The following is a 10747-nucleotide window of genomic DNA, read 5'->3' on the forward strand; positions in this document are numbered from 1 at the left end:
TACCAGCGCAAGAAATTCAAGCACCAGCAGGCATTTGGACATTGAGAGAGTCGCCAGGGACCAGGGCCAGGCTCAGTGAGAGCGGCGCACGACCATGTCCGCCAGGGCTGCCAGGGCACGGGTGTCGGGCAAACCACTGCGCCCCAGGGCCGCATGGGCCTCGGCCAGCAGCTCCTGCGCAAAGACCTGTGCACGCTCCAGCCCGAGCAAAGACACGTAGGTGGGTTTGTCTGCAGCAGCGTCCTTGCCCGCCGTTTTCCCCAGGGTGGCCGAGTCGGCCACCACATCCAGGATATCGTCCACCACCTGGAACGCCAGACCCATGGCAGCACCATAGTCTGACAGGGCTTGGTAGGCGGTGGGTGCCGCGTGACCACACAGTGCCCCCATGAGCACGCTGCCCTGGAGCAGCGCGCCGGTCTTCAGGCGGTGCATCTGGCGCAGTTGCGTCTCGGTCAGCGCCACGCCCACGCTGGCCAGGTCTATCGCCTGACCGCCCGCCATGCCGGCCGAGCCCGCAGCCCGCGCTAGCAGCCTGCACAGGGCTGCCTGCGTGGCGGCGGGGATGAGGGTGTTGTCGGGGGTCAGCAATTCAAACGCAAAGGCCTGCAGCGCATCACCCGCCAGCAAAGCCTGGGCTTCGCCAAACTGCACATGCACCGTGGGCTTGCCACGGCGCAGCACGTCGTTGTCCATGCAAGGCATGTCATCGTGGACCAACGAGTAGGCGTGAATCAATTCGACCGCGCACGCGGCACGCAGGGCAGCTTCATCCAAGGCCGCGTGAACCACCGCAACATCAGACGCCACCGAATCCAACGCGCCGCTGCGCGCGCCCTCATACGCCGCCAGTACCAACAGAGGCCGCAGGCGCTTGCCGCCATCCAGCACGGCGTAGCGCATGGCGTCGCCGAGCCCTGCCGGGGCGCCGTCTCCCACCCAACGGGACAAGGCCTGTTCCACATTGGCCAGGTGGTTCTGGCTCCAGAGGTTCGTATCCAGGGGCTGCCCCCCCACCGTCGAAGGGGTCATTGGCAACGCGCTCATTCCTGATTCCATGGTTGCAGCTGGCCGTCGTCCAGCACCTTGATCTGGTCCTGCACGGCATCGAGCCGGTGGCGGCAGAAGGCCAGCAAAGTGGCGCCGCGCTGATAGCCAGCCAGCATCTGGTCCAGCGGCAGCTGGCCCGACTCGATGCGGGCCACGAGTTGCTCCAGCTCCTCCAGGGCCGCCTCGTAGCTGGCAGGTTCGGCGGGAGGAGCGGGGGTTGCGGGGGCCTTGGGCATGAAGGGGGCGGCAGTGCGCGGGTGAAAAACCAATGATTTTAGGCGCAGCGCTGTGGCGCCCGTGTCAGACAGGGGCCGATCCGTGGGGCGCCCCTATTTTTCCGGAACCGGTGTTTTCTATTCACGTAGCGGGGGTGCGGGAATAACCCCACCGCCTATAATCCCATTCCCGTCGAGCCGGCTACCCACCCTAGCCGGTTTTCTTTTTCCAGATGTGCCTTCTCTGGCGCACCTCCCGCACTCTTTCTGTGGGGAGTCTTTAGGTCAGGTCACCCATGTCTGATTTAAGTCTTCAACTGCAGCAGGCCGCAAGCCAACTACCAGTTTCGAGCTACTTTGACGATGCGCTGTTCCAGCGCGAGCTGGAGACCATCTTCCAGCGCGGGCCCCGCTATGTGGGGCATCAATTGGCTGTGCCCAACGCGGGCGACTACTACGCACTGCCCCAGGAGGGCGAGGGCCGCGCGCTGGTGCGCAACGCCCAGGGCGGTATCGAGCTGGTCTCCAACGTCTGCCGCCACCGGCAGGCGGTCATGCTCAAGGGCAAGGGGTCGCTGAACACCCAGCAAAAGGGCAGCGCGGGCGGCAACATCGTGTGTCCGCTGCACCGCTGGACGTACAACCCCAAGGGCGAACTGCTGGGCGCACCGCATTTCGCGCACGACCCATGCCTGAACCTCAACAACTACAAGCTGCGCGAGTGGAACGGTCTTCTGTTTGAAGACAACGGCTACGACGTTGCGGCGGACCTGGCCCAGATGGGACCACGCGCCGATCTGGACTTTGACGGCTACGTGCTCGACCACGTGGAGCTGCACGAGTGCAACTACAACTGGAAGACCTTCATCGAGGTCTATCTGGAGGATTACCACGTCGGGCCCTTCCACCCGGGCCTCGGCAGCTTCGTGACCTGCGACGACCTGCGCTGGGAGTTCGGCAAGAACTACTCCGTGCAGACCGTGGGCGTGGCCAACCGCCTGGGCAAGGCAGGCAGCCCCGTGTACGAACGCTGGCACGAAGCCCTACTGGCCTACCGCGAGGGCAAGCCGCCCAAGCATGGCGCCATCTGGCTCACGCTGTACCCGCACATCATGGTGGAGTGGTACCCGCATGTGCTCACCGTGTCCACGCTGCACCCCATCAGCCCGACCAAGACGCTGAACATGGTGGAGTTCTACTACCCCGAAGAGATCGCTGCGTTCGAGCGCGAGTTCGTCGAGGCACAGAAGGCCGCCTACATGGAGACCTGCATTGAGGACGATGAGATCGGTGAACGCATGGACGCAGGCCGCAAGGCCCTGATGGCACGCGGCGACAACGAGGTGGGCCCCTACCAGAGCCCCATGGAAGATGGCATGCAGCACTTCCACGAGTGGTACCGCCAGACCATGGGCGGCGACACCATCGACCCGGCTGCGTCAAAACGCTGAATACCGCGGCAAAACCCCGCCAATCCGCAGGCCCGCCTGGGCTTGCTCTCATTACAATAGCTGCCAGTGCTTAAAAATAAGCGCTGGCAGCTATTTTCGTTTCTGCACCACCCGGTGCTCATCAAAAGATCACAACCCGATGCAAGCCCTCTGGATGGTGTTGGCCGCGTTTCTTTTTGCCAGCATGGGCGTGTGCGTCAAGATCGCCTCGGACTTCTTCAACTCGGCCGAGCTGGTGTGCTACCGGGGGCTGATCGGCATGTTCATCCTCTGGCTACTGTCACGCTCGCAAAAAGTGACGCTAGCCACCCAATACCCCGGCATGCACGCCTGGCGCAGCCTGGTGGGGGTGGCGTCGCTGGGCGCCTGGTTCTATGCGATTGCCCACCTGCCGCTGGCCACTGCCATGACGCTCAACTACATGAGCAGCGTGTGGATCGCGGCCTTCCTGGTCGGCGGCACGCTGCTGGCCTGGCGCCCCTCTGTGGCAACGCCCCGGCCTGCCCTGCAAGGTCCGCTGGTACTCACTGTGCTCACCGGGTTTGTGGGCGTGGTGCTGATGCTGCGCCCTAGCCTGGACCAGAACCAGGCCTTCGCCGGGATGATCGGACTCATGTCCGGCTTGTCGGCAGCATTTGCCTACATGCAGGTGGTGGCACTGTCGCGCCTGGGCGAGCCTGAGTCGCGCACCGTCTTCTACTTTGCGGTGGGCTCCGCGGTGGCGGGCGGCGTGGCCATGCTGTTCACCGGCATGTCGGACTGGCCGGGCTGGCAGGCGCTGTGGCTGCTGCCCATCGGCGTGCTGGCTGCAGGCGGGCAGCTGTGCATGACCCGGGCCTACGCCAGCGCCAAGACCCAGCGCGGCACGCTGGTGGTGGCCAATCTGCAGTATTCGGGCATCGTGTTTGCCGCCGTCTACAGCGTACTGTTGTTTGGCGACAAGATCCCGCCCATCGGCTGGGTCGGCATGGCCCTCATCGTAGGCAGCGGCATCGTGGCCACCATCTTGCGGGCCCGGGCTGCGCCCGGCGCACCGGCAGAAGAACATTGACCGATACAAAAACCAATGCGCACTGGCGAGGACAGACCCCATCGGGATGGCCACAATGGAGGCCTACCCGTCCTACAGGTTGCTTCGCACCACCTCTGCCGATGACCACCCACACCACGCTCATCTCTGCCCCCGACCTCCAAGCCCTCATCGCCAGCGGTGCGCCGCTGATGGTGTTTGACTGCAGCTTCGAACTCATGCAACCCACGGCTGGCGCGCAGCAATATGCGCAAGCCCATATTCCCGGCGCGGTGTACGCCAACCTCGACAACGACCTGAGCGCCAAGCACGGTGCACCCGGCGCCACCGGCACTTTGACGGCGCAGGAGGCCGACCAGCCCGCATCCGGCGGCCGCCACCCGCTGCCCAGCCGCGAACGTTTTGCCATGTGGCTGTCCAGCGTGGGTTTTGCCAACGGCATGCAGGCCGTGGTGTACGACCGCCAGGGCGCCAACTATTGCGGCCGCCTGTGGTGGATGCTCAAGTGGGCCGGTCATGACGCCGTGGCCGTGCTCGACGGTGGGCTGCAAGCCTGGCAGGCCGCCGGCGGGGCGGTGAACAGCGGCAAAGAGCCCGCCCACTTCCAGACCAACTTCCAACTGGGCGCCCCCTTGCGCCAGCTGGCCACGGCCAGCGAGGTGCTTGCGCGCCTGCAGCAGCCCGGACAGACCGTGATCGACGCCCGTGCAGGTGCCCGCTACCGGGGCGAGGTGGAGCCTCTGGACCCCGTGGCAGGCCATATTCCCGGCGCACTCAACCGACCCTTCGCCGAAAACATTGGAGCCGACGGCCGCTTCAAACCGGCAGCCACGCTGCGCGCAGAGTTCGACGCCCTGCTGGCAGGCCGCGACCCAGCGACCGTGGTGCACCAGTGCGGCAGCGGCGTGAGCGCGGTGCCCAATCTTCTGGCCATGGAGATCGCCGGGCTGGGGCACACCGCGCTGTTCGCGGGCAGCTGGAGCGAATGGTGTTCAGACCCCGCGCGCCCGGTCGAAAAGGGTTGAACAACCCCAACTGCGGCGTCTAACGAACGCCGCCGGTTGCAAAAGCGCAAAAAAGATGGTTTTGCAGGCGCTATCAAAACCATGAGCAGAATGCAGGGGCCGGCACCTGTCAGTGCAGCAGGCGCGCCCCCTGAAAAGCGAGCCAATGCCTGATCCGCGTGTAGGGCAAATTCCTACACGCCCCGCCGCGAAACCAGACACGCGGCACAGCCAAACCCCGACTTAATTTCTGATTGGGGCGGTTTCACAATCCATTTCAACGGATCACGCAAAACATGCAGTCAGCAGGCAACGCAAGACCCGGTACTGGAAAAAAGGAAGCTGCCATGACCAACGAACAAATCCTCGCTGAAATCCGCGAAGCCAACCTCACCTACCTGATGCTGGCCCAAACCCTGATCCGTCAGGACAAGGCCGAAGCGGTTTTCCGTCTGGGCATGAACGAAGAGTCTGCCGATATTCTCGCTTCGCTGTCGGCAGCGCAAGTGATGAAACTGGCCTCCCGCAACACGCTACTTTGCAGCTTCCGCGTGGACGACAACCTGGTGTGGAGCTTGCTGACCAACCACTCGGCCAAGAAGGTGGGCAACGACGCCACCAACACCCTGCACGCCAACATCCTGATGGCCAGCCGCGTGTCGGAAGTGCTCTGAAGCACTAGCCCACAGCGTTGTCCCGTTCTCACCGAAAGCCCGCCATGTCCTCCACGACCACCGCCGCCGCCAAAGCCCCTGTCAAAAGCGTTCTGAACGAGTCCAAGCAGATCGAACGCGCAGCCATGCTGATCCAGATGGGCGCCCGCATGCAGGTGCTGGAGTCCGAGACTACGCTGTCGTATGAACGCCTGATCCGGCTGTACAAGGAGATCGCTGGCAAGTCCCCGTCCAAGGGCCAGCTGCCGTTCTCGACGGACTGGTTTCTGACCTGGCAAGAGAACATCCACAGCTCGCTGTTCCTGAACATCTACGAATACCTGTCCAAGGGCGTGGACCTGGATTCGGTGGAGCTGCTGACCAAGGCTTACCGCCTGTACAACGAACAGGTGGCCACGGCCGAGATCGAGCCCCTGCTGTCCTTCACCCGCGCCTGGCGCCTGGTGAAATTTGTGGACGCCGGCATGCTCACGCGCACCAAGTGCAGCCAGTGCAGCGGCCAGTTCGTGACCGAGCTGTATGAGAACCGCCATTTCACCTGCGGACTGTGCAACCCACCCGCACGTGCCGGCAAGAGCAAGACGGCCGGTGCGCTGATGCTGCATTGACACCTTGGCGTGATTTTTGAGCCAAAAGCGCCCGATGCGCTAGTGCATATTGCCCAGCTAGCTATTGATTGGATAGCAAACAAAAAAGGCCCCATTCGGGGCCTTTTTTGCTGTCTGCTGTCTGCTGTCTGCCGATGGAATGTAGTGCAAGGCAGAACACCGAGCCCCCATCAACGCCCGCCAAGCAAGGTGCGCACGTTCTCGTCCACCGGCACCGCGTAGTTGTGCGCAGCGATCACTTGATTGCCCACCGGGTTCACCAGCTTGAGGCTGATGTACACGACCGACGCCGACACCGCGTACGTGCCCACCACCACGGCCTGCGCGTTCTGCGCCTGGCTGACCTCCCGCACCTCGCGCGACAGCAGCAGCTCGCCCTGCTCGCGATGCAGCACCAGGTTGTCACGCAGCTTCACTTCCGTCACGCGCAGTCCGCGCTGCACCATGCGTCCCGCGATCTGCTCCGAAAAGATGCGCCCCAGCCGCGACGACTCGTTGAGCCGGTCCACATTGACCAGGGTGGCCACCAACAGCGGCTGGCTCGCGTCCAGCGGCGCGTTGAGCAGCAAGGCATCCGTTGCCCGGTCGTTCACCTCGATCAGGTCGGTGCGCGACACGCCACCCGCACTGTTGCCGTAGTAATAGCTGTGGACCGGGTTGGTCGAGCAGCCCTGCAGCGCCAGGGCCGACACCACCACCATGCCCAAGCACCACGCGGACCTGAGCTTGCCAGGATGGAAACGGCGCATCATGGCGCAACCACCCGCCAGGTTTTAACGGGGGTGGGTGCCGGTGCGGGCACCAAGACCTCTGGTTGGTACAGCGCGGCATCTTCCCGCTCGATGTAATACAGGTCTGCGGAACCAGCCAAATAACGGTCACGGCTCTTCAGTGTCGTAGTGATCAGAACTTCAGTCCGCGTAGGCCCGCCCGCCGCGGCACCTTGCGTGTACAGATGGGCCATGTCCAATGCCAAGCCCGCTCCCACCCCCAGTGCTGTCGCAACGCCTGGGAGCAAAGTGCGATCCGAATAGTGCACCTTCCAGTCACGCCATACCCCCACGCCGGTCCCGATGAGGGTCCCAGCGATCGGGACAGGGAAATTGGGCGGAACACCGGCCAGGTGTTGAACCACCTGGGTCTGCACCTCCAGCTCCACCGCAGTAGGAACCGTGGAAAGGACAACGCCGCGGTTCAACAAATGCACTGTCAGCAGTTTGAGGAAACCCGCGTTGAAGCTGGATTTGTCCGCCACCGTCACGTGAATGGGGTACTCGCCTGCAGGCCAGGACGCGATCTTCTCGGCAACTCGCCCAGCCACATCCCCAGCCAGCACATCCCAGTGGTGCACGGCGCGGGCCTTTTTCTGGCCAGTAGCAGGATAGTTGTCGGCGCGTGGCACGTCCAGGGTGCCGCAGCCAGCCAGCAGCGTCGCAGCCAGCAGCGGCACAACGGTCGAAATGCGCAGGAGGGAAGATCGCATGGAGCCATGTTAGTGGCGCCAGCCGTCCGTGATCTCCACAACAAAGCCGTCTTTCCCCACCTTAAGCCGCGTTTTCAGCGCTTGGTGACGCCACTACAAGCACTCACAATAGCTGTACACCCAACAAACCCCGGAAGACCATGCACACCAAGAACACGACACACCGCCTCGCGTCCCTGCTGGCCTTGACCGCCGCACTGGCTGGCTGCGGTGGCGCGTCCGACAAGACTGCCACGCCCGCTCCGCCTTCACCGCCACCGCCGCCACCAGCGGCTACCCCCGTCAGCGTGAGCTTCGTGCAGTCCGCCAACAACGTGCTGGAACCCAGTAGTTCGGAACCGCTGTCCGTCAACGTCTCCACGAACGGGAGTACCGCGCCGAACGGCACCGTTGCCACCTTCGCCGTGAACCCCACCACCGCAGGCACACTGGCCCCTGTGGCACCCACAACGGTAGGAGGTGTCGCCAGCACCACCTTGACGGTCAGCAGCCTGCCTCCAACTGCCACATTTCAGGTGACGGCGACCGCCACCAGCAGCGCAAACTCAGCCAGTGACAGCCTGACGTACTACGTGCGCCCTGCTCACAAACCGCTGCAGGTGTTAGTCCCTGCCTATTTCACAGCCACAGGTACGTCGACCCCTTGGACTACCCTCACGAGCGGCGCGACCAGCTATCCGGATGTGCAGATCACTGCCATTGCCAGCACCAGCAGTGGGGTCCTGACAGCCACCACGAAAGAGGACACTGACCTGACCACCGCCGTCAAGGCCTTCAGGGCAGTGGCGGGCACCAGCAACCGCGTGATCGGGTATGTGGCGACCGCATCGAGTAGCGGCGGCACGCTCTCTGTTTCCGACGTCAAGGCCACCATCGACAACTACATCAGGCTGTATCCCAAACTGCTCGATGGTTTTTTTCTGGACGGCATGGCCACCGACAGCGCGCGGGTCGCTTACTTCCAGGACATCTACAACTACGTCAAGGGATTGACCTCGGGCATGAGTACCGGCGCCAGCGCTCCCGGCACCCCTCTCCTGATTGGAAATCCTGGCACCTACCCTGTCCCGGCGTATGCAGCGGTCGCCGATACGCTGGTGACCTACGCAGGCAATGCAGCCGCCTACCAGAACGTGGATCCCCAACCGTCGAGCACCTGGGTCTACGCCAAGGCCAACACTGCGCAAGCGATGCTGGTGCACTCGGCCAGCACTTGCACGGAGATGCAAGCGGCCGTGAAGAATGCGAACCGCCCACGCCTGAACACGGGCATGGTGTACGCCACCAACCTCGCTATCGGCGCTCCTTGGTCGGCCCTGCCCACCTATTGGCCGCAGTTGTTGGGCACCGTGGATGCTCTCAACAAGGAACGTACCTTGCCGCTGTGCTGAAGACCGTGGGCCATACCAAGCGCTGAACGCCTACATGCTTTTGTTGAAGGCCCCCGCACAATCGGCGCATGACGACTGAGCCCACCACTACGCCCTCCCCGGAAGCTCCCCGGGAGGAGGGACCATCAACAGCTACCCCGATTGGGGACGCTGCCACCCGCGACGGCACTGACGCCCCTGCTGCTGCAGGACACGCTCCAGCAGTCGGCCTCGCGTCCCACGCAGCCCCCCTCATGCTCCACATGCCCGTGGACGTGCGCAATCTGTCGCTGGCGCTGTTGGCACTGTTTGCCAGCGTGGCGCTGCTGCATTGGGCCAGTGCGGTATTCATTCCCATCATGCTCAGCCTCCTCCTGACCATTGCGCTGCGCCCGGCGGTGGAAATGATGGCCCGCTGGCGCATGCCGCGGGCGCTGGGGGCCGGTGTGTTGCTGGTGGCCATCGTTACCGGGCTGGCCAGCACGGCCTGGTCGCTCAGCGATGGAGCGGCCCAACTGGTGGACTCGGTACCCGTCGCTGCCAAAAAGGTCCGTGACAACCTCAAGGCCCGCGCGGGTGGCAGCAGCCCGCTGGACACCGTACAAAAAGCGGCCGCCCAGATCGAGCAGGCCGCCAACGAAAACAGTGCCAGCAGCGCAGCACCTCGGCGGGGGGTGCAGCGGGTGATCGTTGAGCGCACCCCCTTCAACATCCGCGACTACTTGTGGAGCGGCACCATGGGCCTGATGTCAGCCCTGGGGCAGCTGATGGTGGTGGTGTTTCTGACCTACTTCGCCCTGGCCTCGGGAAACCTGTTTCGCGACAAGCTGCTACGCATCGCCGGCACCAGCCTGGAGCGGCGCAAGGTCACCATCCATGTGCTGCAGGACATCACCCAGCAGATTCAGCGGTATCTGCTGCTGCAGGTGTTCACCAGCGTATTGGTGGGCCTGGCCACCGGTACTGCCTACTGGGCACTGGGGCTGGAGAACGCGGCCGTTTGGGGCGTGGTGGCCGCCGTGCTCAACCTCGCGCCGTACATCGGCTCAGCGCTGGTCACAGGGGCTTCTGCCCTGGTGGCGTTCTTGCAGTTTGGCACGCTGGACATGGCCATGGCCATTGGCGGCGCCTCGCTGGTCATCCACACCCTGATCGGAAACCTGCTCACCCCCTGGCTCACCAGCCGCACCAGCAGCATGAGCCCCGTGGCCGTGTTCGTCAGCGTTCTGGCCTGGGGCTGGCTGTGGGGGCTGTGGGGGTTGCTGCTGGGCATCCCGGTGATGATGGCCGTGAAGGCCGTGTGCGACCGCGTGGAAGATCTCAAAGCGGTGGGTGAATTGCTGGGGGACTGAGTACCCGCTGCTCCTGCGAAATCGACCTGCGCCCCTCGCCACGCTGCGGAGCGATGACCTCTCAGTTCAAACCACTTCATCCGCACATCAAGGCACACCCATGTGGCCGAAGCGGACTTAAAGATTGTTCCCAATACTGGAACAGTTAGTTCGCGACTGAGTGGTTTTTCTCTGAACACCATCGGCGTACAGTTCATCCCATCGATGAGCCGAACCCGCAAGGCGACTCACCGAACCCGGTTCAGGAATGGTTTTTGAACCGGCTTTTTTGAGACGCTTTTTAACTTTCAAGGATTTTCATCATGAACAAGACCACCCGTTTCCTCTCCGTCGCCGCCGTTGCCGCTTTCGCCGCTTTTGGCGCCCATGCCGACGAAGCCGATGGCTCGCAATTTGCCCTGAAGTTCGACACGAACCGCACCCGCGCTGAAGTGGCTGCTGAAGCCGCTACCGTGGCACAAACACGCTCCATCGAGCCCGCAGGTTCGCGCGTGGTGACCTACAAGTCCA

The 10747-nt window shown here is 63.5% G+C and carries 12 protein-coding genes; 8 read left to right on the forward strand and 4 right to left on the reverse strand.

Going from position 1 to position 10747, the window contains the following annotated elements:
• Window positions 1-72: 72 nt before the first annotated feature.
• Together ISS20_RS04090 and xseB are read right to left on the reverse strand one after the other, a co-directional pair.
• Complete coding sequence (locus ISS20_RS04090; protein ID WP_291433946.1) at window positions 73-1032, reverse strand: polyprenyl synthetase family protein; 960 nt, start codon at window positions 1030-1032, stop codon at window positions 73-75.
• An 11-nt stretch (window positions 1033-1043) separates the two neighbouring features.
• A complete protein-coding gene (xseB, locus tag ISS20_RS04095) occupies window positions 1044-1286 on the reverse strand; it encodes an exodeoxyribonuclease VII small subunit (protein WP_015015266.1) in 243 nt (80 codons plus the stop codon).
• A 275-nt stretch (window positions 1287-1561) separates the two neighbouring features.
• Here xseB and ISS20_RS04100 point away from each other — a divergent pair, with 275 nt between their 5' ends.
• From ISS20_RS04100 to flhC, 5 genes are all read left to right on the forward strand, one after another.
• Window positions 1562-2716: an aromatic ring-hydroxylating dioxygenase subunit alpha gene (locus ISS20_RS04100; RefSeq protein WP_291433948.1), complete on the forward strand. Its 1155-nt coding sequence runs from the start codon at window positions 1562-1564 to the stop codon at window positions 2714-2716.
• 139 nt (window positions 2717-2855) lie between these two features.
• A complete protein-coding gene (locus ISS20_RS04105; protein ID WP_291433949.1) occupies window positions 2856-3767 on the forward strand; it encodes a DMT family transporter in 912 nt (303 codons plus the stop codon).
• Between the two features lie 101 nt (window positions 3768-3868).
• Entirely contained in the window at window positions 3869-4771 is a 903-nt protein-coding gene (locus tag ISS20_RS04110) for a sulfurtransferase (RefSeq protein WP_291433951.1), read from the forward strand.
• A gap of 326 nt (window positions 4772-5097) precedes the next feature.
• The gene (flhD, locus tag ISS20_RS04115; protein WP_015015270.1) at window positions 5098-5424 is read left to right on the forward strand and encodes a flagellar transcriptional regulator FlhD; all 327 of its coding nucleotides are present in this window, start codon (window positions 5098-5100) and stop codon (window positions 5422-5424) included.
• A 44-nt stretch (window positions 5425-5468) separates the two neighbouring features.
• On the forward strand, window positions 5469-6032 hold the full coding sequence (gene flhC / locus ISS20_RS04120; RefSeq protein ID WP_015015271.1) for a flagellar transcriptional regulator FlhC: 564 nt from the start codon (window positions 5469-5471) through the stop codon (window positions 6030-6032).
• Between the two features lie 170 nt (window positions 6033-6202).
• On the opposite strand, the gene ISS20_RS04125 is transcribed toward flhC, so the two are convergent.
• Window positions 6203-6784: a FlgO family outer membrane protein gene (locus ISS20_RS04125; protein ID WP_291433956.1), complete on the reverse strand. Its 582-nt coding sequence runs from the start codon at window positions 6782-6784 to the stop codon at window positions 6203-6205.
• Entirely contained in the window at window positions 6781-7515 is a 735-nt protein-coding gene (locus tag ISS20_RS04130; RefSeq protein WP_056748228.1) for a hypothetical protein, read from the reverse strand. Before ISS20_RS04130 ends, ISS20_RS04125 begins: the two co-directional genes overlap by 4 nt.
• A gap of 140 nt (window positions 7516-7655) precedes the next feature.
• Here ISS20_RS04130 and ISS20_RS04135 point away from each other — a divergent pair, with 140 nt between their 5' ends.
• From ISS20_RS04135 to ISS20_RS04145, 3 genes are all read left to right on the forward strand, one after another.
• Window positions 7656-8906: a spherulation-specific family 4 protein gene (locus tag ISS20_RS04135; RefSeq protein ID WP_291433960.1), complete on the forward strand. Its 1251-nt coding sequence runs from the start codon at window positions 7656-7658 to the stop codon at window positions 8904-8906.
• Between the two features lie 68 nt (window positions 8907-8974).
• Window positions 8975-10237: an AI-2E family transporter gene (locus ISS20_RS04140; RefSeq protein ID WP_291433962.1), complete on the forward strand. Its 1263-nt coding sequence runs from the start codon at window positions 8975-8977 to the stop codon at window positions 10235-10237.
• A gap of 302 nt (window positions 10238-10539) precedes the next feature.
• A partial coding sequence (locus ISS20_RS04145) for a DUF4148 domain-containing protein (RefSeq protein WP_291433964.1) occupies window positions 10540-10747 on the forward strand: 208 nt, incomplete at its 3' end.

Origin of the sequence: Acidovorax sp., assembly GCF_016783915.1 — a bacterium.
In the GTDB taxonomy this organism is placed as follows: Bacteria; Pseudomonadota; Gammaproteobacteria; order Burkholderiales; family Burkholderiaceae_C; genus Acidovorax.